At 72.3% G+C, this 25,162-nt stretch carries 19 protein-coding genes, 3 tRNA genes and 1 pseudogene; 10 read left to right on the top strand and 13 right to left on the bottom strand.

Going from position 1 to position 25,162, the window contains the following annotated elements; all coding sequences use genetic code 11:
* The first annotated feature begins 98 nt into the window (after positions 1–98).
* From DEJ33_RS00115 to DEJ33_RS00095, 5 genes are all read left to right on the top strand, one after another.
* Positions 99–782, top strand: coding sequence for a YceI family protein (locus DEJ33_RS00115; RefSeq protein WP_111076914.1), 684 nt, complete (start codon positions 99–101; stop codon positions 780–782).
* Positions 783–784: 2 nt separating this feature from the next.
* Positions 785–1,294, top strand: coding sequence for a sigma-70 family RNA polymerase sigma factor (locus tag DEJ33_RS00110; protein WP_111076913.1), 510 nt, complete (start codon positions 785–787; stop codon positions 1,292–1,294).
* Positions 1,291–2,010 carry an anti-sigma factor gene (locus tag DEJ33_RS00105; protein ID WP_111194077.1) on the top strand — a complete coding sequence of 240 codons (720 nt, stop codon included), beginning with the start codon at positions 1,291–1,293 and terminating at the stop codon, positions 2,008–2,010. Before DEJ33_RS00110 ends, DEJ33_RS00105 begins: the two co-directional genes overlap by 4 nt.
* A 49-nt stretch (positions 2,011–2,059) precedes the next feature.
* Positions 2,060–2,938: a serine hydrolase gene (locus tag DEJ33_RS00100; RefSeq protein ID WP_111076911.1), complete on the top strand. Its 879-nt coding sequence runs from the start codon at positions 2,060–2,062 to the stop codon at positions 2,936–2,938.
* A gap of 125 nt (positions 2,939–3,063) precedes the next feature.
* Positions 3,064–8,550: a discoidin domain-containing protein gene (locus DEJ33_RS00095; protein WP_146242483.1), complete on the top strand. Its 5,487-nt coding sequence runs from the start codon at positions 3,064–3,066 to the stop codon at positions 8,548–8,550.
* A 292-nt stretch (positions 8,551–8,842) separates the two neighbouring features.
* On the opposite strand, the gene DEJ33_RS00090 is transcribed toward DEJ33_RS00095, so the two are convergent.
* Both DEJ33_RS00090 and DEJ33_RS00085 read right to left on the bottom strand, forming a co-directional pair.
* The gene (locus tag DEJ33_RS00090; RefSeq protein WP_111076907.1) at positions 8,843–10,006 is read right to left on the bottom strand and encodes a PP2C family protein-serine/threonine phosphatase; all 1,164 of its coding nucleotides are present in this window, start codon (positions 10,004–10,006) and stop codon (positions 8,843–8,845) included.
* Positions 10,007–10,068: 62 nt separating this feature from the next.
* Complete coding sequence (locus DEJ33_RS00085) at positions 10,069–10,554, bottom strand: MarR family winged helix-turn-helix transcriptional regulator (protein ID WP_181427330.1); 486 nt, start codon at positions 10,552–10,554, stop codon at positions 10,069–10,071.
* Between the two features lie 118 nt (positions 10,555–10,672).
* On the opposite strand from DEJ33_RS00085, the gene DEJ33_RS00080 reads away from it, so the two are divergent.
* Complete coding sequence (locus DEJ33_RS00080; protein ID WP_111076905.1) at positions 10,673–14,230, top strand: proline dehydrogenase family protein; 3,558 nt, start codon at positions 10,673–10,675, stop codon at positions 14,228–14,230.
* Between the two features lie 137 nt (positions 14,231–14,367).
* Positions 14,368–14,580: a hypothetical protein gene (locus DEJ33_RS00075; RefSeq protein WP_111076904.1), complete on the top strand. Its 213-nt coding sequence runs from the start codon at positions 14,368–14,370 to the stop codon at positions 14,578–14,580.
* 70 nt (positions 14,581–14,650) lie between these two features.
* On the opposite strand, the gene DEJ33_RS00070 is transcribed toward DEJ33_RS00075, so the two are convergent.
* The 6 genes and pseudogenes from DEJ33_RS00070 to DEJ33_RS00045 form a co-directional block, all read right to left on the bottom strand.
* Positions 14,651–15,013 carry a hypothetical protein gene (locus tag DEJ33_RS00070; protein WP_111076903.1) on the bottom strand — a complete coding sequence of 121 codons (363 nt, stop codon included), beginning with the start codon at positions 15,011–15,013 and terminating at the stop codon, positions 14,651–14,653.
* Positions 15,010–16,008: an SDR family oxidoreductase gene (locus DEJ33_RS00065; RefSeq protein WP_111076902.1), complete on the bottom strand. Its 999-nt coding sequence runs from the start codon at positions 16,006–16,008 to the stop codon at positions 15,010–15,012. Before DEJ33_RS00065 ends, DEJ33_RS00070 begins: the two co-directional genes overlap by 4 nt.
* A gap of 157 nt (positions 16,009–16,165) precedes the next feature.
* Entirely contained in the window at positions 16,166–16,939 is a 774-nt protein-coding gene (locus DEJ33_RS00060) for a YqjF family protein (RefSeq protein ID WP_111194075.1), read from the bottom strand.
* Between the two features lie 137 nt (positions 16,940–17,076).
* Positions 17,077–17,877: pseudogene (locus tag DEJ33_RS00055) on the bottom strand (nitroreductase family protein); the annotation flags it as partial.
* Between the two features lie 28 nt (positions 17,878–17,905).
* Positions 17,906–18,274 carry a hypothetical protein gene (locus DEJ33_RS00050; RefSeq protein ID WP_258374558.1) on the bottom strand — a complete coding sequence of 123 codons (369 nt, stop codon included), beginning with the start codon at positions 18,272–18,274 and terminating at the stop codon, positions 17,906–17,908.
* Positions 18,275–18,374: 100 nt separating this feature from the next.
* Entirely contained in the window at positions 18,375–18,812 is a 438-nt protein-coding gene (locus DEJ33_RS00045) for an Lrp/AsnC family transcriptional regulator (protein ID WP_111076413.1), read from the bottom strand.
* A gap of 207 nt (positions 18,813–19,019) precedes the next feature.
* Between DEJ33_RS00045 and ddaH the strand changes: the two genes are divergently transcribed.
* Both ddaH and rocD read left to right on the top strand, forming a co-directional pair.
* Positions 19,020–19,913 carry a dimethylargininase gene (gene ddaH / locus DEJ33_RS00040; RefSeq protein ID WP_220034016.1) on the top strand — a complete coding sequence of 298 codons (894 nt, stop codon included), beginning with the start codon at positions 19,020–19,022 and terminating at the stop codon, positions 19,911–19,913.
* Complete coding sequence (rocD, locus tag DEJ33_RS00035) at positions 19,913–21,148, top strand: ornithine--oxo-acid transaminase (protein WP_111194073.1); 1,236 nt, start codon at positions 19,913–19,915, stop codon at positions 21,146–21,148. The genes ddaH and rocD overlap by 1 nt, the downstream gene beginning before the upstream one ends.
* 223 nt (positions 21,149–21,371) lie before the next feature.
* Here the strand turns inward: rocD and DEJ33_RS00030 are convergent, their stop codons facing one another.
* Together DEJ33_RS00030 and DEJ33_RS00025 are read right to left on the bottom strand one after the other, a co-directional pair.
* The gene (locus tag DEJ33_RS00030) at positions 21,372–22,373 is read right to left on the bottom strand and encodes an SDR family oxidoreductase (RefSeq protein ID WP_111194211.1); all 1,002 of its coding nucleotides are present in this window, start codon (positions 22,371–22,373) and stop codon (positions 21,372–21,374) included.
* A 59-nt stretch (positions 22,374–22,432) separates the two neighbouring features.
* On the bottom strand, positions 22,433–23,083 hold the full coding sequence (locus DEJ33_RS00025) for a hypothetical protein (protein ID WP_111194072.1): 651 nt from the start codon (positions 23,081–23,083) through the stop codon (positions 22,433–22,435).
* Positions 23,084–23,322: 239 nt separating this feature from the next.
* On the opposite strand from DEJ33_RS00025, the gene DEJ33_RS00020 reads away from it, so the two are divergent.
* Positions 23,323–24,333 (top strand): aldo/keto reductase family protein, encoded by a 1,011-nt coding sequence (locus tag DEJ33_RS00020; RefSeq protein ID WP_111076896.1) that lies wholly within the window; start codon positions 23,323–23,325, stop codon positions 24,331–24,333.
* Positions 24,334–24,551: 218 nt separating this feature from the next.
* Here the strand turns inward: DEJ33_RS00020 and DEJ33_RS00015 are convergent.
* The 3 genes from DEJ33_RS00015 to DEJ33_RS00005 form a co-directional block, all read right to left on the bottom strand.
* A tRNA-Phe gene (locus DEJ33_RS00015) sits at positions 24,552–24,624 on the bottom strand.
* Position 24,625: 1 nt separating this feature from the next.
* Positions 24,626–24,702 (bottom strand) — tRNA-Asp (locus tag DEJ33_RS00010).
* A gap of 72 nt (positions 24,703–24,774) precedes the next feature.
* Positions 24,775–24,847: transfer RNA gene (locus DEJ33_RS00005), tRNA-Glu, on the bottom strand.
* Between the last annotated feature and the right edge of the window lie 315 nt (positions 24,848–25,162).

The following is a 25,162-nucleotide window of genomic DNA, read 5'->3' as shown; positions in this document are numbered from 1 at the left end:
TCCGACCGCACAGACTAGTGGCCCGGAGGTGGGCGTTCCCGATGAGCCGATCGATCCGTGAACGATCCAGCAGGCCGCCTCGTGTCCTGGGTATGGGAATGCGAACTCGTACCAAGGTCATCATCGGCATCGCGGCGGGCGTCGTCGTGGTCGCAGGGGCCGGCGTCGTCGTCGGTCCGCGCCTCTACGCGGACGCCGTCAACGGCTCGGCGGCCGCCGCGCCGTCGCTCTCCCCGAGCGCCGCGGGCGAGCTCGACACCACCCACGCCGACGGCACGTGGAGGTCGGGCACCGGTTCCTACGCCGGGTACCGCGTGCACGAGGTCCTGCAGGGGCAGGATGTCACCGTGGTCGGACGGACGAAGCAGGTCGAGGGGACGGCGACCGTCGACGGCGGGAAGCTCTCCGACGCCACCGTCACGGTGCAGGTCGGCGAGATCAGCACGCCGGAAGCCGCGCGCGACGCGTACTTCCGTGACAAGGCCCTGCAGACGGACCAGTTCCCGACCGCGACGTTCCGCGTCACGAAGCCGGTGGACGTCTCGAGCGCCCTCGGTGGCTCGACCCAGAGCGTCACCCTCAGCGGTGACCTCACCATGCACGGCGTCACGAAGACCGTGCAGGCCGACGCGCAGGTCGCGGTCGGCGCAGACGGGGACGTCCAGGTCGCCGGCACGGTCCCGGTCACGTTCCAGGACTACGGGGTGACGGCTCCGTCGCTCGGCTTCGTCACGGTGGACCCGAAGGGCTCGGTCGAGTTCTCACTCGACCTCGCGAAGTGACGATGGCCGCATCGGGACCGGACGAGCTGCTCGGCGCGCTGTACCGCGAGCACGGCGACGCCCTGCTCCGGTACGTGCGGCACCTCACCCGCGACGCTGGTCACGTCGAGGACGTCGTCCAGGAGACGATGGTCCGAGCCTGGCAGCGCCCGACCGTCCTGGAACGGGAGCCGGACGCGGCCCGGGCTTGGCTGTTCACGGTGGCCCGGAACCTGGTCGTCGACGATGCCCGGTCCGCCCGGAACCGCCGCGAGCACGGCACGGACCGTCCGGTGGACCAGGTCGAGGCGGACCGGACCGACGCGGTCCTCGACCGCATCGTCGTCGCCGACGCCCTGGCATCGTTGTCGTCGGAACACCGCCGGGTGGTCGTCGACGCGTACTGGCTCGGACACACCGTGCCCGAGATCGCCCGGCGACACGACATCCCCGAGGGCACCGTGAAGTCGCGGTTGCACTACGGGCTGCGAGCACTGCGGCTCGCCCTGCAGGAGAGAGGCGTCACCCGATGAGCGACGACCGGTACGCGGAGTGGGACGCGGCCTACGTCCTCGGGTCGCTCCCGCCCGCGGAACGTCTGGAGTACGAGCGGCACCTGGAGCACTGCGACGCGTGTCGCTCGGCCGTCGCCGAGTTGGCCGGTCTGCCGGGGCTGCTGGGGCGCCTCCCGGCCGACGCCGCGGTGGAGATCGCGGAACCGGACGGGAGGCCCGTCACCAGTGGCGACGGAACGCTCGCCTCGGTGGCGCACCGCGTCCGGCGTCGTCGGCGGCGTCGCCGCGTGCTGGCCGCCGCCGGGGCCGGCGTCGTGGTCGCCGTCGCGGTGGTGGCCGGGCTGGGCCTCGGTCTGCGCGCCGACGGTCCGACCCCGGGCAGCACGGACGCGGCCCGGCCGCCGGCGTCCGCCGGTGCCTCGTCGGACCGGTACACCCTGACCGGCAAGTCCGGGTTCGACGTCGACCTGGCCGTGCGCACCGAGTCCTGGGGCACCCGGTTCGACTGGGGCTGCTCCTACGGCGGGCGCGACTGGGCCTCGGACGGGTCCGTCATGTACGACCTGGTCGTCGTGCGCACCGACGGGTCCGACGAGCGGATCGCGTCGTGGACGGCGGCCGGACGGGAGGCCCGTGGCCTGTCCGCCACGACGGACGTGCCCCGCGCCGACATCGCGAGCGTCGAGGTGCGACTGCGCGGGGAGACGGGAACGCTGGCGCGGACGGACCTCTGAGCACAGGACTCCCACTCCGGGGGCCGCTCGCGCACGAGAGGATGGCGGGATGACTCGCGCGCAGACCGTCCGGGACGCCGTCGTGGCCGAGGTCACCCGGACCGGTTTCGGCGCCCACGGGCTGCACGTGCTCGTCCGCGACGACGTCGCCGACCACCGCTGGACGCCCGACGAACCGGAGGACGTGCAGTCGATCGCGAAGGGCGTCTGCGTCCTGGCGGTCGGGATCGCCGCCGACGACGGTGTGGTCGACCTCGACGTGCCGGTGTCGGAGTACCTGCCCGAGGTCCGGTTCGGCGACGGCACGCAGCGCGTCACGCTCCGTCGCCTGCTCAGCATGACGAGCGGCATCGACCTGCCGTGGTCGCCGACGCTGCTGACCGACTGGCCGGACCTGGCCGTCGAGTTCCTCGGGCGTCCGAGCCGGGGCCGGGTGTTCCAGTACGCGAACGCCAGTACCTACACGGCGATGCGTGTCCTGGCGACCCGGGTCGGTGACGTCGGCCGCTTCGTGCAGGACCGGCTGCTCACCCCGCTCGGCATCGACGGGGCCGAGTGGGAGCGGTGCCCGAACGGCTTCGTCGCGGCCGGCGGCGGGCTGTTCCTCCGGACCGCTGAGGTCGCACGGATCGGTCGACTCGTCCGGGACCGAGGCCGGGTCGGTGCGCAGCAGCTCGTCGCGGCGCAGTGGGTCGACGCCCTGCACGCCGACTGGGTCGTGGCCGGTCGGGACCCGGCGTACCAGCGGTACGCGCTCGCCGGGTGGGACGGGCCGGCGCAGCTCTGGCGGCTGCACGGGGCGGGCGGGCAGATGCTCCTCTTCGATCCGGCGGCGGACGCCGTGGTGACCGTCACGGCCGACGACCACTCCGGGGCGGACGCGCTCGCGTCCTTCGTGGCGTCGGCCTTGGCCGACGTCTCGGACTGACGGGTACCGGCTCAGTCGGTTGCGTGTCAGCAGCCTGCCCCGCCCCCGAAGTGGGGTGGGTGATCCCGCCCGGGTCCGTACTTCTACCGACTGACGTCGTGCGGACGCGCCGATACCGTCGGACCGTGCCCCGACGCCACGCGGAACGACCGCGCAGAAGCCGCTCCACGCCCCGCACCATCGTCACCTCCGGATTCGTGGTGATGACGGTGATCGCCGCAGTCGTCGGACCCGCGACCGGTGCCAGCGCAGCCGACCGGGCGACCGATTCGACACGATCGGCAGCGACCCGCACCGCGCCGTCCACCCGCACCGCGCTGCCGACCCCCGCCACGGTGCCGGCTCCGCCCACCGACGGCACCCGGGTCGGTTCGGGGTCGTTCGCGCCCACACCGCCGACTTCGATCAGCGACAGCGCCGACGTGCAGAAGACGGTGGACCAGCACCTGTACATCGACCCGTCGCAGGCGGGGAAGCCGGTGCCGACCAACCAGTGGTGGACCGACCTGCTGGTCAGCAAGTACTCCGGCGACATGTGGGCGTACCCGTTCGTGTCCTCCAACAGCCAGGACGGCACGAAGCTGACGTACCCGACGAAGTGGAACAGCGACGGCACCGCGATGCAGTTGGAGTCCCCGGTGACGGTGAGCGGCACGGTGACCCCCGCCGTCGACCCCTCGGACGAGCTGCTCGCCGACTTCGAGCACGGTGTCCCCGACGGGTGGACGAGCACCGGCACGGCGTTCAGCGGGGCGACGGACACCGCCGCGGGGCAGAGCCAGGTGTCCGGGTGGGTGGGCAACGGGTACCTGACGTCGTGGGGCGCCACGGGCGGGGACGGCGCCACGGGCACGATGACGTCGAAGCCGTTCACCGTCGACCACTCGACGCTCGCGTTCATGGTCGCGGGCGGCAAGCACGCCGACCAGGAGGCCGTGCAGCTCGTCGTCGGCGGGCAGGTCGTCGCCTCCGCCACCGGCGACGACAGCGAGCGGTTCCGCTGGGTCGACTGGGACGTCAGCGCGTGGGCGGGTCAGCAGGCCCAGCTCCGTGTCGTCGACTCGCTGAACGCCGGTTGGGCCCACGTGATGGTCGACCAGGTGCTCCTGACGGACGAGCCGGACGGGGTCGCGCAGCGGTTCTCGACGGCGTTCTCCGCGACCGAGGCGGACGCGCTCCGCTGGGGCGACTGGAACGTCAGCTGGCGGATGCCGCAGGCGGGCGCGGGCGGCCAGTACATGGACGTCACGAGCGTGCAGGGCAACCCGTACGAGTGGTTCGAGTACCGCGGCATGACCCCCCGCCTGTCGGTGCAACCGGGTGCGACGATCACCGACGGTGCCGGCGAGCCGATCAGCTTCCCGTTCACGGGCGACCGGTTCGAGATCCGGCAGGGCGACCACGTGTTCGGCGTGCACGCACCAGCCAGGACGACCTTCACCCGGAGCGGCAACGCCATCGACGCGTCCGCGGGCACGGCGTACCTGGTACTCAGCGCCGTCCCGGAGAGTGGCCTCAGCCTCGACCGGTTGCAGCAGTACGCGTTCGCCGTGCCGCGGAACACCACGATGGACTACTCGTACGACCCGGCGGCGGGCCAGGTCGAGCAGCAGTGGTCCGTGCAGACCGACGCGTTGCAGGGCTCGAACCACGACACCGTGCAGGGCTGGTTGCAGCACCAGTACGCCGAGACGACGAACGACCTGCACTTCACCGGTGCCACGTACGCGACCCCGCGCGGCACGATGAAGACCACGATCGGCCACGACGGGTGGACCCTCGACTACGCCTTCACCGGCATCACGCCCACCGGAGCCTCACCAGAGGGGCAGGACGAGCGGGACGTGCTCCGGCAGTACCTCTCCGACTACGCCACCAAGACCACGTACGGCGGCGACACCTACTGGGGCGGCAAGGACCTGCAGCAGCTCGCCGAGTACATGACGGTGGCGCGGCAGATCGGTGACACCGACGACGAGCGGAAGCTCCAGGCCACGCTCACGAAGGCCCTGACCGACTGGTACACGTACTCGACGGGGGAGAGCGAGCACTTCTTCGCCATGTACCCGACGTGGAAGGCGCTGATCGGCTTCGGTGACTCGTACGGGTCCGCGCAGTTCAACGACAACCACTTCCACTACGGCTACTTCGCCGTCGCCACCGCGCTCCTCGGGGCGGTCGATCCCGGCTGGGCGGAGCGGTACGAGGGCATGGCCACCCTGGTGACCAAGCAGTACGCCAACTGGGACCGGGACGACGACCGGTTCCCGCACCTGCGGACCTTCGGCGTGTGGGAGGGCCACTCGAACGCGGGCGGTGTCTCGTCCCCGGGTGGCAACAACCAGGAGTCGTCGTCCGAGGCGATCCAGTCCGAGGCGGGCCTGTTCCTCCTCGGCACGGTGCTCGGGAACGAGCAGATGCAGGCCACCGGCGCGATGGAGTACGTCACCGAACGCGCCGCGGTCCGGGACTACTACCAGAACGCCCACGGCAACACCGCGTCGAAGTCGTACGACGGCAACGGCGCGTTCCCCGACGCGTACCGGTACGGCCAGGCGGGCATTCTGTTCGACTCGGGCCAGGCCGAAGCCACGTACTTCTCCGGCGACCCCGCGTGGATCTACGGCATCCAGTGGATGCCGACCGCACCCTGGTTCGACTTCTTCGGCTGGGACCCGGGCTTCTCGAAGGCGATCATGCGGCAGATGATGCAGGCGCGCCCACGGGTCGTCGGGCAGGACGGCGTCGTGAACGGCAACGCCGCCCACATCCAGATGCTCACCAAGAAGTGGTGGGGCGTCGGGACCTACGGCAACGACGCGATCGCGCAGGACCGGAACGCCGCGATCGGTGAACTCGAGGACGCGGTCCGTGCCGCCGAGGCGAACCACCCCGGGTACGTCACGGCGAGGACGGCCGCGAACCCGCTGTACGACCAGGCGACCGGCACGCTCTTCGTCAGCACCGATGCGAACGGCGAGGTGGTGTTCCCGGCGCAGTACTGGACCCCGACGACACTGCCCGCGGCACTCGTGCCCACGAAGACCGACGGACCGACGGCGGACAGGCAGCCGAAGGACTGGCCCGTGCAGTCACCGCTGCTGCCGTACCTGTCGACCCGGTACACCGCCGACACGGCGACGATCGACCGGCTGTACTCGGTGGACCTGACGGACCACCGGCCCGGTACCGACACCGCCCACGCGGCGGCGGTGTTCAGCGACATGGGCGACGCGCTCGGCAACGTCGTGCTCGGCTTCCTCGCGCAGTACGACCCGGACACGTACCTCGACATCCACCGGGCACTGTGGGCAGCGGGGGACCCGGCCGTCACCGGGCAGTCGATGGCCGGCCTGGTCTACCACCAGGCGGCGTCGAACAGGATGGTCGGCACCGAGGTCACGGACCGGCACACCTCCGACCCGCTCAGCCAGGTGTTCCGCGCCGCCGACGGCACGTACTCCTACGTGCTCGACAACGTCGACGACGTCCAGCACTCCTACGACGTCTACGAAGGCCAGCGGGTGATCGGGCAGATCGCGGTCCCCGCGCACACCCAGATCACCTCGCACCTCGACGCCCACCTGGCCGAGATCGTGGTCGACACGACGGACAGCCCGAAGACCCTCGCGCCCGGTTCCACCACGCGGTTCACGGCGACCGGGTACGACCAGTACGGCGCGACCATGCCGCTCGACGGGCTGACCTGGGACGCCAGCACCGGCAGCATCGCCGCCGACGGGACGTACGACGCCACGAAGCGCGCCGACAGCGTCACGGTCACCGCCTCGGTGGGGTCGGTCAGCGACACGTACCGGTTCCGGGTCGCCCCGGCTCCCGAGCTCACGTCGATCCGGGTCACCCCGGGCTTCGAGCAGCTCGTCGTCGGCACCCCGACGACGTTCGCGGCGGTCGGCAGCGACCAGTACGGCGACCCGCTCACCCTGAGCGGCCCGGTCACCTGGGCCACGACCCTGCCTGGAGGCTCGGCCGACGACGGCAGCGTCCGTCCGGCCGCCCCCGGGGCCGGGTACGTCACCGCCACGAGCGGCGGGGTGGAGGGCAGTGCCGTCGTCTCGGCGGTCGCCACCGTCCCGGACCAGGCGCTCCACGCCACCGCCGTGGCGACCTCGAGCGACGGGGGGAACAGTCCGGGCAAGGCGCTCGACGGCGACCCGACGACGCGGTGGGAGAGCGAGCACGGGCAGGACGCCGTCGACTACACCGTCGACCTCGGCCGTGCGACCGACATCACCGACGTGGACGTCACGTGGGAGAACGCCGCCGCGAAGGAGTACGACCTGCAGGTCGCCGACGACGCCGACGGCCCCTGGCGCACCGTCCGGAACGTGGCGAAGACGACGGCGGCTGCGGACCACGTCACGGTCGACACCACCGCGCGGTTCGTGCGGATGCACGGCGTCGACCGCCTCACCCAGTACGGCTACTCGATCTGGTCGTTCGAGGTCCACGGCACCCCGTCGGTCTCGGCGATCACCCCGTCGACGGTGCTGGTCGGACCGCGCACCACGCGCCTCCCGGCCGGCGGCGGCACCACGCTCACCGCGTACGGGTTCGACGCGGACGGCGACGGCGGACCGGTGACGGCAGCTGCCGGCTCCGACGGTGCACCGGTGTGGACGATCGACGGCGGAGGCTCGGTCACCGGCGACGGCGCGGTCACCGCGGCTGCCGCGGGTGGTGTCACCTCGACCGTGAGCGCCACCCTCGGCGGGGCCTCCGGGCAGGCGACGATCACGACGGTGACGAACGGCGACGTCGCCGATCCCGGTGACGGCAGTGACCCGGACCCCGGCACCGGCACCTCGCGGGACATCGCGGTCGGGAAGCCGGTGACGACGTCCTCCGACGAGCGCGCGGACCTGGGCGGCGAGCAGGCGGTCGACGGCAGCGGCTCCACCCGGTGGGCGAGCCGCGCGTCGGACGACCAGTGGATCGCGGTCGACCTGGGCGCCGTGGTCCCCGTCGACAGCGTGCGTCTCGACTGGGAGGCGGCGTACGCGGACCGGTACCTGGTCCAGGTGCGGACCACGACGGACGACGACTGGCGGACCGTCACCACCGAGGACCACGGGGCCGGTGGCAGCGCGGTCCACGAGCTCGACGGGGTCCGGGCGCGGTACGTGCGGATGCTCGGCGTGCAGCGCCACACGGCGTTCGGGTACTCGCTCTTCGCGTTCCGGGTGGACTCGACCGAGGGTGCACCGACGCCCGACCTGGCGCGGAACGCCCCGACGACTTCGTCGGCGGACGAGGCCGCCGGTGTCGCCGCGCGGAACGCCACCGACGGTGACCCGGGCTCCCGCTGGGCGAGCGGTCACACCGACGACCAGTGGCTCGACGTCGACCTCGGATCGGCGCAGCCCCTGCACCGGGCGTCCCTGCGGTGGGAGGACGCGTACGGTTCCGCCTACCGGATCGAGGCGCGGAACGGGGCCGGCGACGCCTGGACCACGATCGCGACCGTCGGTGACGGCGACGGAGGCACGGACACGGTCGACCTGTCCGGCACCTGGCGTCACGTGCGGTTCCAGGGCGTGCACCGGGCCACGCCGTACGGGTACTCGCTGTACGGGTTCGAAGTGCGCTGAACCGGGCCACGAAGAGGGCGCTCGGCCGGGGTCCGGGCGTGACGCAGCCCGGCGCTGTCCGCATCACGCCGGATCGGACGACCGGGGCGCTGCCGGCCGTTCCCGGGGGCCGCGGGCGTCGGTGGTGCCGGAGAGGCTGGCGGGAGTTCGTGTTCCTGTTCGGGTCAGGCGCACGAGCCCCGGTGCTGGCACCTGTCCGCAGGTGCCAGCACCGTGGCGTCGTGGCGTCGTGGCGTCGTGGCGTCGTGGCGTCGTGGCGTCGTGGCGTCGGCGCCCAGGACCCGCCGGAGGGTCAGTCCGCGTCCCGCGCCAGGACCGTCACGGTGACGTCGTCCTCGGCGTGCTCCGCGGCCCGCAGGCGCACCGTCTCGAGGAACGCGGCCGTGCTCGGCGCCCGGCGGTACGTCCGCCCGATGTCCGTCAGGGTGTCGATCGTCCCGTCGCCCAGGTCCAGCGCCCCGTCACTCGCCACGAGCAGCGCGTCGCCCGGCTCGAGCACCAGGGACCCGAGGCGGAACGGGACCCCCTGCGGGTGCAGTCCGAGCGGCAGGTCCCGTGAGCGGCGGATGTCCGAGGTGCCGTCCGCGTGCAGGTGCACGACGAGCCCGTGCCCGGCGTCCACGAAGTCGACCCGTCCGGTGCTCGGTGTCAGGCGGGAGTGGAACAGCGTGGCGAACGCCGAGGCCCTGCTGAGGTCCTCGCTGATCCGCGGCTCGACCGCGCCGACGGCGTCGACCGGCGGCAGGTCCTCGTGCTGCCGGAGCGCTGCCCGCAGTCCGGCGGCCAGCAGTGCGGCGGGCTGCTCCTTGCCCATGATGTCGGCGAGCGTGAACGTCACGGCGTCGTCGGCGACCGTCCAGTCGTGGACGTCACCGCTGAGGTCGCCGTACGGCACGCTGAGCCCGGCCAGTGCGTAACCGGGGACGTGGACGGGCGGCGGGGTCAGGGCCTCGACGACCTCGAGCAGCCGGTCGTGCTGCATCCCCTTCGTCAGGGCCTGTTCGGTCCAGCGTCCGAGGTCGATAAGCGCGGCCTCGTCCTGCGGGCTGAACTCCCGCGGCCGGACGTCCATCAGGCACAGGCTGCCGATCGTCAGGTCGCCCGGCATGGTCAGCGGGACGCCGGCGTAGAAGCGGATGCCGCGGCTCGTCACACCCGGCAGGTCGACGGTGCGCGGGTCGGCGAGCGTGTCGGGGACGACCGTCGGCCCGGGGCGCTGGACGGTCAACTGGCAGAAGGACCACTCGAGCGGTCCCGACGTCGGCTCGCCCGCCGTGTTCGGCGTCAAGGTGTGCAGGAGCGTGTCGTCGAGCAGGTTGACGTACGAGAACGGGACGTCGAAGACCTCGCGGGCGATCCGGACGATGCGGTCGAAGCGCTCGGACGGTGCGAGCCCGACGATGTCGAGCGCGGCGACGAGTGCCGCGCGTGCGGATCGTGAGCCGTCGTTGTCCATCTGCCCTCCCCCGCACAGTCGGTCCAGGGCATCCTCCCACGACGGGGACGGCGGCTGTCAGGTCAGGCGTCCCCCGGGACGAGGTCGGTGCCGGTGTCCACCGGACCGAGCGCCTCGAGGACACGGTGCGAGACGGCCCGCAGCGTGTCCGCGTCACCGGCCACGGGCCTCCAGAACAGCTGCTCCAGCGCCGCCGTGTGCGCCCGGATGCCGGCGAGGACCGCGCGTCGGCCGTCCGCGGTCATCACGATCCAACTGCCGCGGCCGTCCGAGGGGCAGTCGGCTCGCGCGACCAGCCCCCTGGCCACCATGCGCGTGACCTGGTGGCTGACGCGCGACTTCTCCCAGCCGATCCCGGCGGCCATGTCGCGGACCCGCAGCCGGTGCTCGGGGTCGCGGTGCAAGCCGATGAGGATCTCGAACTCGGGGATGGAGATGCCGGCGTCCCGCTGCACGGCGACGTCGAGCGCCCGGTCCAGCCCGCGCCAGACGTCGTGGAACACGTCCCACGTGGCCCAGTCGTGGCCGTCAGCGCCGTGCTCCACCATCCCGCCAGCGTATCCGCGAGGGCAGCTCGTCGGGCCGGGATCATCCGTTCGGCGGACTCCGGGACGGCACACGGGCGCCTCCGAGGAGAGGTCGGGGGAGCGGCCTACGATCGAGACCATGCCGCCCGCACGCCTCCAGGACTGCACCGACGACGCGTCCGCCCTCGTCGGGCGCTGGCTGGACGCCTCCCGCGGCGCGAAGCCCGAAGCCCGAGCGGCCCGGCTCGCCGAGGTCCTGCGCGACGAGCGCGGTCTCGACTTCGCCCGCGGGTTCGTCGACAAGGTGATCCGGCCGGACGACCCGAAGGTCGCCGCCCGGAACCTCGAGAAGGCCAGCCGGGACGTCCCGGACTTCCTCGCCTGGTACCTCCGCGGCGCCGTGACCGTCGGTGGTGGCTTCGCGACGATGGCGCCGTGGGCGGTCATCCCGTCCGCGCGCCGGGTGCTCCGCCGACTGGCCGGACACCTGGTCGTCGACGCCCCGCCGGCCCGACTCGGCGCAGCGCTCGGCAAGCTCGCCGGACCGGGCACCCGCCTCGACGTGGTGCCCCTCGGCCCGACCGTGTTCGGTCCCGCCGAGAGCGACCGCCGCCTGGCCTGGATCACCGACCTGCTCGGTCGCGACGACGTCCCGGCGGTGTCCTTCGCGGTCGCGGACGTCGTCCCGCCGACCTCGCCGTGGGCCCTCGACGATGCCACCCAGCAGGCGGTCGAGCGGCTCGTCCCGGTGTTCCGCGCGGCGGACGCCGCCGGCAGCACCGTCACGCTGCTCGTCAACGGCCCGCACGACCTCGACCTCTCCGTGGCCGTGTTCCGCACCCTGCTCGACCAGGACGAGTTCGCCCACGCGACCGCGGGCATCACGCTGCCGGCGTCGCTGCCCGACAGCCTCGGCGTCCTGGCGGCGCTCACCGACTGGGCGGCCGCCCGCCGGTTCCGCGGAGGAGCACCCGTCCGGGTCCGGCTCGTCGACGGTGCCCACCTGGCCGAGGAACGGGCCGACGCCCTCGTGCACGGACGTCCACCGGCCGTCTGGACCGACCGGCAGCACATCGACACCGCGCTCCTGCGCCTGCTCGACGCCGCACTCACACCGGAGCACACCGACGCCGTGCGGATCGCGCTCACCGGGTGGGATCCCGTGCTGGTCGCCGCCGCCCGCGTGCTCGCCGACCGTCGCGGGGTCGCCGACGCGCTCGAGGTCGAGATGCTCCTCGGCATGACGGGCACCGTCCTCGACGCCGTCCGCGCCGACGTCGGCACGGTCACCCTCGTCACCCCCGTGGTGCACCCCGACGAGTTCGACGCGGCGATCCCGTACCTCGCCCGCCGGTTGCGCGAGGGCGCTGCCGGCCCCCTGACGTCCGGTGGTGGCACCGACGACGAGCGCGCCGCCGAGACCGAGCGCGCACGTGCCCGCCTGACCGACGCTGTCGCCGCACTCGGGCACCCCGCCCCGGCCAGCCTCCGCACGCAGGACCGCCGCGTCCCCCTCGGTGCCCCCGAGATCCGCGCCGTGCACCCGCCCGCGGTCGACACCGACGCCGGGGTCGACGCGAACCGGCAGTGGGCGGCCGACCTGCTCCGCCGCGTCCCCCGCTCGCAGCTCGGCACCGCCACCATCCGCGGTGCCCGCGTCACCGACCGCCCCCGACTCGAACGGACCATCGCCCGCACCGCGCAGGCAGGCGTCAACTGGGGTCGGCAGGACCCGCAGGACCGGGCCGAACTCCTGGACCTCGTCGCCCACGAGCTGGAGGCCCGCCGTGCCGCCCTGGTCGAGGTCGTCGTCGCCGAGACCGCGATGACCCTGACCGAGGCCGACCGGCAGGTCAGCGGTGCCGTCGACGCCGCCCACCACGCCGCCGACCGCGCCCGACACCTGGTCGACGTCACGGGAGCGACCTTCGTCCCGCCCCGGCTGACGGTCGTCGTGGCCCCGTGGAACTCGCCGCTGACCACCCCGGCGGACGGCGTGCTCTCGGCGCTCGCCGCCGGCAGCGGTGTCGTCCTCAAGCCGTCCCCGCTCGCCAAGCGGTCGGGTGCGGTGCTCGCCGACGTGTTCTGGAACGCCGGAGTCCCGCACTCGATGCTCCAGCTCGTCGACCTCGACGTCAGCGAGCTCGGCCGCGACCTCGTCGCCCACCCCGCCGTCGACCGGGTGCTGCTCACCGGCTCGCCCGACACCGCCCGCTCGTTCCGGTGGTGGCGTGCCGGCCTGCCGCTCCTCGCCGACACCGGAGCGGTCTCGGCGGCCGTCGTCACCCCCGCGGCCGACGTCGACCAGGCCGTCCGCGACGTCGTCGCCTCGGCGTTCACCCAGTCCGGGCAGGCCAGTGCGGCGATCTCCCTCGTGGTGCTCGTCGGGTCGGTCGGCGAGGACGGCGTCGACAGCCGGTTCCTCCGCCAGCTGGCTGACGCCACCCGTGCGCTCCGCGTCGCCTGGCCCACCGACCCGGCCGCGCAGGTCGGGCCGCTCGTCGTCGAGCCGACCGGGGCAGCGCGGGCCGCCCTGACCGACCTCGGTCCGGGGGAGTCCTGGCTCGTCGAACCCCGGCTGCTCGACGAGTCCGGTCGGCTCTGGTCCCCGGGCGTCCGCGTCGGCGTGCGTCCCGGCAGTGCCGCCACCCACCCCGAGGTCGGTGTCCCGGTGCTCGGGGTGGTGCAGGTCGAGACACTCGAGCAGGCCATCGCGATCCAGAACGGCAGCGACCACGGCCTGGTCGAGGCCCTGCACACGCTCGACGTCGACGAGGTCGCCCTCTGGACCGACCGGGTCGACGCCGGCACGCTCGTGGTGAACCGTGCCACGACCGACACCACGGTCGTCCGGCAGCCCGCCGGCGGTTGGGGGAGCTCCTCGGTCGGTGCGGTCGCGAAGCGCGGCGGCCCCGACTCGGTCGCGATGCTCGGCCACTGGGAGCCCGTCCCCCGCACCGTGCACAAGAGCATCCAGCTGCACGGGCTGCCGCCGCGGGTCACGGCCCTCATCGAGTCGTCCCGCAGCGGTCTGTCCTTCGAGGAGTTCGACCAGGTCCGCGCCGGTGCCACCAGCGACGCCCAGGCGCGCGAGGAGCGCTTCGGTCGGTCCCGGGACACCGCGGACCTCGGCGTCGAACGGAACGTGCTGCGCCACCGCCCGCAGTCCGTGGTCGTCCGGCAGTCCGAGGGCGTCAGCACGGGGGACCTCATCCGGACCCTCGCCGCCGCCACCGCTGCCCGGGCGCACGTCCTGCTGAGCACCGCTCGCGCGCTCCCCGGGCCGCTCACGCAGCTGCTCGCGAGCGGTCGGTCCCCGCTCGACGTCGTCGACCACCTGGTGGAGACCGACGACGAGTTCCTCGCGCGCGCGGCGTCCGGGGCGCTCCTCCACGAGCAGTGGTCGGGAGGGGCCGCTGAACCGCAGGACGCCATCGACATCGTGTTGTCGCAGGGCTTCGAACCCCGGCAGCACACGGCCTTCGGTGGGCCGGGGTCGCGGATCCGCCTGCTCGGCGGTGACCCCCTCGCGCTCGAGGAGGCGCTCGGCGCGGGCATCGACACCGCCATCCACGACGCACCCGTCGTCGAGGCCGGCGTCGTCGAGATGGCGCACTACCTCCGTGAACAGACGGTGGTCGTCACCGCGCACCGGCACGGCGACGTCGACCCCGAGTTCGCCCGCCTCCGCCTCTGACGTCGGTCCCGCGCACCGGACGGGAGGCCCTGCCCACGTCCGTGCGCAGCCCACGTGATCCGGGCCTCCCGTCCGTCCCCCGCACGACCTGGGGCGCGCCCGTGAGCCGCTGCCCGGCGCGGCGTAGCGTTCGTGCCATGAGTGCAGAAGAGCGTGACAACGGCGTCCAGTCCGAGCCGATCATGGACGGTGCGACCGACGCGACGAACGAAGAGAAGCTGCACGGTCTCGTGCAGCAGGTCCAGCACGACCACGGCGACGAAGGTGCCGGCGTGATGGCCGACCACCTGCGCGACCGTCTCGACGAGACCGGCGTCGAGGCCGAGGACCCGGCCTCCGAAGTCGAGTAGCAGCACGCAGGGACGCCCCCGCCGACCATCAGGTCCGCGGGGGGCGTCCTGCGTCCGGGGGTGCTGCCGGTCAGCGCCGCCCGCGACCGACGAGGGCGACCTCGAGCACGGTGAGGAGCGTCGCGATCCAGAGCTGTCGGACGGCGAACCGCCGCGACTGCCGATCGATCAGGGCGAGCGGGACCATCGTCACGCCGTGGGTGGCGTCGACCAACGCGCTGACGGTGTGGGCGTCGGCCGTCCCCGCACGCAGGACGAGTGCGGCCTGGCCGAGCTGACGGACACCGAGGACCCGACCCAGCACGGCCGGGCGCCCGAGGGCACGGCGGGCGCCGAGCAGGTGGGCGATGCCGATGCCGGCACGCAGGAGCTCGACCGCGAGCGCCCGCTGCCCACGGGTACCGAGGCGGCCGCCGAGGCCCGCGCGGCTCATCGACGGCGTCCGGCTGCCGTGGCGACCGCGAGTCCCGCGACGCCGAGGGCTGCGCCGACGATCCCGTTGCCGAGTCGGCGGTGTTCCACCCACCACGTCTGTGGCGACCACTCGTGCGCCTGCTCGTCGAACACCCCGTGCGCGCCGTGGTCCCCGGGGACCGGCTCGTACAGGTTCGACGGGAGTTCCTCGCCGTCCTTCTCCTCCGTCTGCTGACCGCTGACCAGGGTCTTCGCGGCGTACCAGTCGGCGAACCGACCGCTGATGCGGTTGGCGAGGATCGTGTACACGGTCGACTCGCCGACCCAGGTGCGGCGGCGGGGGCGTTCGGCGGTGGCGGCGATGGCGCGGGCACCGACCTCGGGCTGGTAGATCGGGGCGACGGGCTGCGCGTGGTGCGGGAGCGTCGACTTCACCCAGTTGAACTGGATGGTGTTGAGGGCGGGCATGTCGACCCGGCTGACCTGCACGTCGCTGCCCTGCTCGATGAGTTCGGACACGACGGACTCGGTGAACCCGACGATCGCGTGCTTCGCCCCGCAGTACGCCGCCTGCAACGGGATGCCACGCGAACCCAGGGCCGAACCGACCTGGATCACGTGTCCCGAGTTGCGGGGCACCATGCGGCTGAGGGCAGCACGGGTGCCGTTCACGAAGCCGAGGTAGGTGACGTCGAGTGCCCGTTCGAAGTCCTCGGGTGCGGTGTCGAGGAACTTGCCGAACACCCCGACCATGACGCCGTTCACCCACAGGTCGATCGGGCCGAGTTCGGCTTCGACGCGGTCGGCGGCGTCCTCGACGGCCTGGCGGTCGGACACGTCCGCGACGAGGGCCAGACCGCGTCGGCCGGCCGCTTCGACCTCGGCGACTGCCGCGTCCACCCCGTCCGCACCGCGTGCCAGGACGGCGACGTCCCAGCCGCGTGCCGCGAGCTCCCGGACCGTCGCCCGTCCCAGTCCAGCCGATCCACCGGTCACCACAGCCACTCGAGTCATGCAGCCCTTTGTACGCGGGGCCCCTGCGGCACTGCGGTCAGCCGCTGTCCCCCGGCGCGGGGTGTCGGGGCCCGGGGCGGGCAGGCCGGGACCTAGGCGCGGGCCGGCCCGAAGTCCGTGCCCGAGGTCCGTGCCCGAGGCCCGGGCCCGGCGTCGCTCAGGCGCGCGGACCGGCGAACCGCGTCACGACCCCGGGGGAGTACAGCACCGAGTCCGGTTCGAGTTCGGTCAGCGACACCGGGAGCCCCGCCGCCCCGATCAGGTCGTCGCGCAGCCGGGTGAGCGACGCCCGGTGCACCACCCACGGGTCGTGCTCGTTCGGCCACCACGACGTCCGCCCGGCACGCCCCACGTGCATGCCCCACCGCGCCGTGAGGAACGACTCGAGCGCGGTCGGCTCGGAGATCGGCTCGCCGACCTCCACCTCCAGGAGGGACCGCAGACGCGATCCGTGGCGGTGCACGGCGTACGCCGTCCGGTCCCCGTGCTGCCGACGGGCGACCCGCGCCCAGTGGTACGGCGTGCCGGTGACGACGCGCGCTGCCGCGGCGGGCAGGAACTTCCCCGCGTCGAGCGACAGGAACACGACGCCGCGGCGCCCCGCGTCGTCGCGCGTGTAGACGCGGACGTTGACCTCGAGGAAGTCGCCGACACGGCCGGTCCGTCCGAGCGGCCCGAACGGCGGGAACCGGGTGTCCTCGAAGCTGAACGCGATGAGGCCCACCCACGTCGTCACCCCGTCGTCGCTGCCGTCCGGCGCGATCGTGTCGGGTCGGGTGCCCGACGGCAGCAGCGGTGCCACCGCGGAGACGTCCACGCGCCAGTGCACGAAGACGACGTCGCGCCAGGCCTGTTCGATCCAGGGTCGTCCCGGCAGGGCGGGCGCGGTCGGCGTCACGGCCTGGACCCCTCCGGGCAGCGTCGCGGTCATCAGGTGGTCCCGTCCGTCGTCGTGGTCCGGTCCATCGTGCTCGGCTCCGCTGTGCCCTGCCCCGTTGTGCCCTGCCCCGCTGCGCCCTGCCCCGCTGCGCCCTGCCCCGCTGCGCCCTGCCCCGTCGGGCCTGACCCGGCCACCGGCTGGTCGTCCCAGCCCTGCTGCGGCGTCGCGCACGTGCCGCGGAACACGTACTGCGAGGGCCGCTTCCGCTCGTTCGACACCCAGTCGATCGCGGGTCGTCGGCGCTCCGGCGGGGTGTACCCGATCCGGTACACGGCCATGAGTTCGAGTTCCGGCGGGACCTCGAGCAACTGCTCGACCTGGTTCCAGGACTCCTCGATCTCCATCGGGAACGACACGAACTGGATCCCGAGGCCGAGCTCGGTGGTCGCCAGCCAGATGTTCTCCATCGCCGCTCCCATGCTGAACACGGAGTAGAAGGCGTTGCGGGCCTCCTTCCGGTACTCGGCCCGGTCGAGCATCACCCCGAGCAGCAGCGGCGACCCGGCGACGAGCTTCCGGTTCTCCTCGCCCAGGGTCTGCGGGACCCGGAGGGCGTTCATCAGGAACTGCCCCCGCTTCGTGAACACCTGGTTCGTGAACGGACGGAGCGGCTTCGGCAGCTTGTCGAACAGCATGCCGTCGCGACGCTCGTCCATCTCGGCCTGCGAGAACCGGAAGTACGGCCGGTACCGCTCGAAGAACGTGCCCCGGGACATGGTCGTCGTCATCGCGCTGCCGCTGATGTCCGCGATCCGGTCGATCGTCTCGCGCTCCTCGACGAGGACGAACCGCCACGGCTGGCTGTTCAACTGCGACGGCGCCCGTCCGGCCAGTTCCACCAGCAGGCGCTGGTGCTCCTCGGACACCGGGTCCGGCAGGAACGCCCCGTTCGTGGTCCGTCGGCGCCGGATGGCCTCGATGAGTTCCACTGGTGTCCTCTCGGTACGACGGCAGCGGTCAGCGCCGCGCGAGGACCGCCCCCAGGTAGGACGGTGCGGCGGCGACCGCGGTCTTCCAGTGTGCTCCGCTGCGGGGGTTCGTCCGTGGAGCCAGCGCCAGCGGGACGAGCGCCGGCAGCAGGAACAGCGCCGCGCGGGACCGTGTCCACAGCGGTGTCGTCGCGGCCGCTCCGGTGAGCACGGCGGTCGCCACGAACAACCCGTGGTGGACCACCCGCAGCCGTCGGGTGCGGATCAGGCGCAGCGCGACCGCGGTGCCCCACAGGCAGTTGACGACGTAGGCGACGGTCGCAGCGGTGACCATCCGCCGGGCGGCCACCGACCCGGGAGGCCCGCCGCGCCTCCCGGCTGCCGTCCCACGTCCCATGGGCGCGACCCTACCCTCCCGCGAAACGCAACCCGGGCGGCTATGCGCAAGGGGGTACCGCTGCGAGATGACGCCCACGTTGCGTTTCGCGGGAGGGGGGTCAGTCGGAACCGCGGCTGACGAGCTTCGACAGCACGATCGCGGAGCGGGTGTGGTCGACCTGCGGGGCGAGGCGGACGCGGTCCAGGGCCTCTTCGAGCGCCGGCAGGTCCCGCGAGCGCATGTGCACCACGGCGTCGGCACTGCCCGTGACGGTACCGGCGTCGACGACCTCGGGCACGGCGTCGAGCAGGGTGCGGAGTTCGTCGGGGGAGACGGTGCCGCGGCAGTAGAGCTCGACCCAGGCCTCGGTGCCACGGTCGTCCACGGCGGGGTCGACCTTGATCGTGAAGCCCTGGATCACGCCGTCGGCGACGAGCCGGTCGACGCGGCGCTTCACGGCGGAGGCGGAGAGCCCGACGACCGAGCCGATGTCGCCGTAGCCGGCGCGGGCGTTCTCCCGGAGCTGGTCGAGGATGCGGTGGTCGAGCGAATCCATTGTCCCCATCCTACGCGGGGTCCTTGCGAGCGGATGCGGTGGAACGCAGGAAACGTGCGTGTCGAGCCGCGCCACCGAACCGCCCTCCTGTGCAAGGATCAGGGCAGGCGTCGACCTGGTCCGCCTCCGGCGAGTGAGCCTGCATCTCGTCGGAGCTCTCACCGTGGTGGTTCCTGGCAGGCTCGGGCCCCGGTCCTGGAGGACCTCGTGTCGAACACCGCACCCCAGCCCACTGCCGCCGCCCCGCAGCGCACGGCCACGCACCGCACCGTCCTGATGTGCAAGCCGACCCACTACACGGTCAGCTACCGGATCAACCCCTGGATGCACCCGGAGGAGCCGACCGACACCTCGAAGGCCGTCGCCCAGTGGCAGAGCCTGGTCGACGTCTACGAGCAGCTCGGCTTCGAGATCCACCAGATCGCACCGATCGAGGGCCTGCCGGACATGGTCTACGCGGCCAACGGCGGCTTCGTGCTCGACGGTGTCGCCTACGGTGCGAAGTTCCAGTACCCCGAGCGGCAGCCCGAGGGCCCGGCCTACATGGACTGGTTCCGTCAGGCCGGCCTGACCGTCGCCGAGCCCCAGGAGACGAACGAGGGCGAGGGCGACTTCCTGCTCATCGGCGACACGATCTACGCCGGCACCGGCTTCCGTTCGGACAGCACCTCGCACGAGGAGCTCGCCCGCGTGTACGGCCGCGAGGTCGTCACGCTCACGCTCATCAACCCGAGCTTCTACCACCTGGACACGGCCATCGCGGCGCTCGACCCGGTGCCGGACGCGTCCGGCCGCTCCAACATCGCGTACCTCGAGAGCGCCTTCGACGAGCCGTCCCTGGCGATCCTGCGCGAGCGCTTCCCGGACGCGATCATCGCGACCGAGGAGGACGCCGCCATCCTCGGCCTGAACTCCTACTCCGACGGGTACAACGTCGTGATCGCCGCGCGTGCCACCACGTTCGCATCGCAGCTCCGCGAGAAGGGCTACAACCCGATCGGCGTCGACCTGTCCGAGCTGCTCCTCGGCGGCGGCGGTGTGAAGTGCTGCACGCTGGACCTGCACCCGATCGGCACCGGTACCTCCGTGGCACGGTCCTGATGTCCACGGACACCGGACGCACCCCCGGGCCGGCCACCGTGGCGGCGCTCGCCGTCGAGGACCGTGCCCTCGCGCACAACTACAGCCCGCTGCCGGTCGTCATCGCGTCCGGCCACGGTGCGACCGTCACGGACGTCGACGGCCGCACCTACCTGGACGGGCTCGCCGCCTACTCGGCGGTCAACTTCGGGCACGGCAACCCGCGCCTCCTGACCGCGGCGCGCGACCAGCTCGACCGGGTGACGTTGACGAGCCGTGCGTTCGTCACCGACCGGCTCGGCCCGTTCGCCGAGGGCCTCACCGCGCTCACCGGCACCGAGATGATGCTGCCGATGAACACCGGCGCCGAGGCGGTCGAGTCCGCGATCAAGGTCGCCCGCGCCTGGGGCTACCGCGTCAAGGGCGTACCGCAGGGGCAGGCGACCGTCATCGTCGCGAGCGGGAACTTCCACGGCCGGACGACGACGATCATCTCGTTCTCGGACGACCCTGACGCCCGCAACGACTTCGGGCCGTACACGCCCGGGTTCCGCACCGTGCCGTACGGCGACGCGGCGGCACTCCGGGAGGCGATGGACGAGACCGTCGTCGCCGTGCTGCTCGAGCCGATCCAGGGCGAGGGCGGCGTCGTCATCCCGCCGGCGGATTACCTGCCCGCGGTCCGCGAGGTCTGCGACGAGTTCGGTGCGCTGTTCATCGCGGACGAGATCCAGTCGGGCCTCGGGCGCACCGGCCACACCCTCGCGGTCCAGCGCGTGGGCGTGACGCCGGACCTGATCACGCTCGGCAAAGCCCTGGGCGGCGGGATCGTCCCGGTGTCCGCCGTGGTCGGCCGCGCCGACGTGCTCGGGGTGCTGCGGCCGGGGGAGCACGGCTCGACCTTCGGCGGCAACCCGCTCGCCGCCGCCGTCGGCACGGAGGTCGTCGCGATGCTCGCCGAGGGCACGTTCCAGCAGCGGGCGCTCGACGGCGAACCGGTGTTGCGCGGGTTCCTCGACGAGCTCATCGGCCAGGGCGTCGTCGCACACCGCGTCGCCGGGCTCTGGGCCGGGATCGACATCGATCCGGCGCTCGGCACCGGCAAGCAGGTCGCGAAGGCGCTCGCCGCCCGAGGCGTCCTCGTGAAGGACACGCACGGGTCCACGATCCGCTTCGCCCCGCCGCTCGTCGTCACCGACGAGGAGATCGCCACCGCGATGCAGGCCCTCGGCGCGGTCCTCCGCGACCTGGCGTAGCCCGCCCGTCGGCCGCGCGGCCGCGCGCCCGCCGGCGCGGGCTGCCCACGCACAACAGGAACCGGCCCGAACCACGAACTCCCGTGGTTCGAGCCGGTTCCTGTTGTGCCCCTCCTGTCGGCGCCGCGCCGCACCGCGCGGGCGCGGCACCGGGAGGCGCGGGGCGAGACGGGCGGGAGGCACGGGGCGGGGACGCCACGCGCCTCCCGTCCGGCAGACGGCGCTAGACGCGACCCGGCGCGTACGCCTCGGCCAGCCGGTCCATGAGGGCGTCCTTCTCCTCGTCGACGACCTGCGCCTCCGGGTGCGCGTCGTACCAGGCGACCAGCTCGCGGGCACCCTCGCGGAACGACGTCCGGGCAGCCCATCCCGGCACCAGTGTCCGCACCTTGCTGTTGTCGAACACCATGCTGTTCGCCTTGTCGCCGACCACGCCGGCGCCCCACTCCGGGTCCGCGGCCATGATCGCGTCCGCCGGCACGTGCACGATCTGCGGTTCCGGGGCGCCCGCGGCGGCGGCGACCTCCTGGTGGATGCGGTCCCACGTCGGCGACTCCTGGCCGGTGATGTGGAACGCCTCGCCGATCGCCTCGGCCCGGTCGAGCACCCCGACGAACGCGACCGCGAAGTCCCGCGCGTGCGTGATCGTCCACAGCGAGGTCCCGTCGCCCGGCACGACGACCGGCTTGCCCGCACGCAACCGCGCGACGACCGTCCAGCCGCCGTCGAACGGCAGCAGGGTCTCGTCGTAGGTGTGCGACGGCCGGATGATCGTCATCGGGAAGTCGTCCTGCCGGTACGCAGCGACCAGCAGGTCCTCGCACGCGATCTTGTCCCGCGAGTACTGCCAGTACGGGTTCTTCAGCGGCGTGGACTCGGTCACCGGCAGGTGCGTCGGCGGGGTCTGGTACGCCGAAGCCGAGCTGATGAACACGTACTGCCGGGTCTTGCCCGTGAAGAAGTCGATGTCGGCCTGCACCTGGTCAGGGGTGAACGCGACGAAGTCGATGACGACGTCGAAGGTGCGGTCGCCGATCGCCGCCGCCAGCGCGTCCCGGTCCGCCACGTCGGCCTGGAGGCGCGTCACCGCATCCGGCAGGGTCCGCTTCTCCGTGGTGCCCCGGTTGAGCACCGAGACGTCGAAGCCCTGGTCCACTGCCTCGCGCACGCAGGCGGCACTGATGATGCCGCTCCCGCCGATGAACAGCACGCTGGATCCGGTCATGGATGCTCCCTTGCTCCCGGCGGTGCGTCCGCGCACCGCGCCTCTTGCGATCCTGCACCTCACGGGCTGGGGCGGGCGTCGAGGACCGCCGGGAGGCTCGCCACCTCCGTCGCCCACTCCGCGGCAACGGGGTTGATCCAGCCGAGCAGTTCGATCGCGTCGGAGTGGTCGCGGTGCAGGTCGCGCTGGTGGATCGGCTCGTGGTGGGCGGCGCGGTTGCGCACGAAGTGCAGCTGCTGCATCCGTGCTCGAACCTTGCGCTGACGGGTCAGGATGTCGGCGGGCCCTGCCGGGAACGCCCGATGGAGGGCCGGCGTCCAGAAGGCGGTGAGGTACCGGCTCTCCACGAGGTACCGCCAGAAGCCGAAACTCAGCTCGGCCAGCACGCGCCCGTGGACCTCTGCTCCACCATGTCGCGCCGCCCTCGAGCGGGCCTTCGCCAGGTCAGCGCTGCCCTGACGGTCGAGCGGGACGTGGTCAAACCACGAGCGCGACGAGTGGCGGCGTTCCGACCAGCGGCACAACTCCCTGTCCATTGCATTGCGTGCGACGACCTCGACGATGCCGGTGAGCTCCAAGACGCTGGAACTCGCTCGCATGTTCCATGCGTAGAGGCGCAGCGCTCGGCTCCGGCTCCCGGTCACTCGGTCGTAGGAGGACAGCCGCTCCGGCGTCAGCAAGACCACGACGTCGTCTTCCTTGCCGTGCATCCCGCTTCCTTCCGTCGCGTCGGACAGTCGTGTAACATCAATGCCGAAGACCCCGGAACGATCACTGGCCACGGCCACATCGCCGGGGTTTCGTCTTTCCCCTCCCGACGGGCAGTGATACATCACCCTACAGGTGGCAGGGCGGCCGGGGCGGGTCCCGATGGACCGGCCGGGGCGGCCGGGGGACTACCGTCACGGGCGTGCCGCATCGACGCGGCCACGACAGGAGTGACAGACACATGGAGTACCGCTACCTCGGCAACTCGGGCCTCAAGGTCTCCGAGATCACCTACGGCAACTGGCTCACCCACGCCTCCCAGGTCGAGAACGACGCGGCGATCGCCTGCGTGAAGGCCGCCCTCGAGGTCGGCATCTCGACGTTCGACACCGCCGACGTGTACGCCAACACCGGCGCCGAGACGGTCCTCGGTGAAGCGCTGAAGGGCGAGCGTCGCCAGTCCCTCGAGATCGCCACGAAGGTCTTCGGCCCGACCGGTCCCAAGGGCCACAACGACACCGGGCTCTCGCGGAAGCACATCCTCGAGTCGATCGACGGCTCGCTCGGCCGCCTGCAAACCGACTACGTCGACCTGTACCAGGCGCACCGCTTCGACCACGAGACCCCGCTCGAAGAGACCATGCAGGCGTTCGCCGACATCGTCCGCCAGGGCAAGGTCCTGTACGTCGGCGTCTCCGAGTGGACCGCCGACCAGCTCCGTGCCGGTGCCGCACTGGCGAAGGACCTGGGCTTCCAGCTCATCTCGAACCAGCCGCAGTACTCCGCGCTCTGGCGGGTCATCGAGGAGGAGGTCGTCCCCACCTCGAAGGAACTCGGCATCTCGCAGATCGTCTGGTCCCCGATCGCCCAGGGCGTCCTGACGGGGAAGTACCAGCCGGGTCAGCCGCTGCCCGAGGGCTCCCGCGCGACCGACGACAAGGGCGGCGCGAAGATGATCGAGCGCTTCATGAACGACCAGGTGCTCACCGCCGTGCAGGAGCTCAAGCCGGTCGCGAACGAGCTCAGCCTGTCGATGGCGCAGCTCGCCGTGGCGTGGGTGCTGCAGAACGAGAACGTGGCGTCGGCGATCATCGGAGCCTCGCGTCCGGAGCAGGTGCACGACAACGCCGGCGCTGCCGGTGTGCAGATCCCGGCCGAGCTGATGTCCCGCATCGACGACGCCCTCGGTGCCGTCGTCGAGCGCGACCCGTCGAGGACGAACGACAGCAGCCCGAAGACCCGCGAGGCGTAGGCCGCGCTGCCCGGCCGGTACGAGCCTCCCGGCCGGCTGCGCACAACAGAAGGCGGCTCGAACCACGGCAATCCGCGGTTCGAGCCGCCTTCTGTTGTGCGTGGACGATCCGAACCACTTCCTGTCGGATGCGACCGTCGAGGCAGTTCGACCGCCCGCGCAACGCACGCCCGCGCAACGCAAAAGAGCCCCCTACCGAAGTAGGGGGCTCTTCACTGTGGCTGGACGCGGCGTCGATCCGCGGACCTTTCGATTTTCAGTCGAACGCTCTACCAACTGAGCTACCCAGCCGTGGCGACCCTGACGGGACTTGAACCCGCGACCTCCGCCGTGACAGGGCGGCACGCTAACCAACTGCGCTACAGGGCCATGTGGAATTGCTTGTGTTGCTGTTCTTGCTTCGGTGTCGTTCTGTTCTGCTTGCTGTCCCCCGGTGAGGAGTGACCCCAACGGGATTCGAACCCGTGCTGCCGCCGTGAAAGGGCGGTGTCCTAGGCCACTAAACGATGGGGCCGCAAGCAGTGCATCGCGCTACCGATGGACAAGCATACGGACGGTCGGCCCTCTTGCCAAATCGAGCCCGGCGAACGGTCCGCTTGGGCGTGTCGCGCCACCTCGACGGACCCTCAGGGAGTCGCCGGAGCGGGCTCCCGAGGAGCGGGCCGACCCGGTGCGAGCATCGATGCTGACCTCTCACCCTCGAACGGGGTGTTCCTGGGCTGACCCATGTTGTTACTGTTGCGTCTGTTGACAGTGTGACGTGCGCCACGCCGGACTGTGACGAAAACGAGACCCATGTCGACTCCCTCCCTCCTCCCCGCTCGCCCCC

It is taken from the genome of Curtobacterium sp. MCPF17_047, from assembly GCF_003234045.1.
Lineage (GTDB): Bacteria > Actinomycetota > Actinomycetes > Actinomycetales > Microbacteriaceae > Curtobacterium.
Note: the sequence above shows the minus strand (reverse complement) of the source record. Positions and strands in the feature narration are given on the sequence as shown.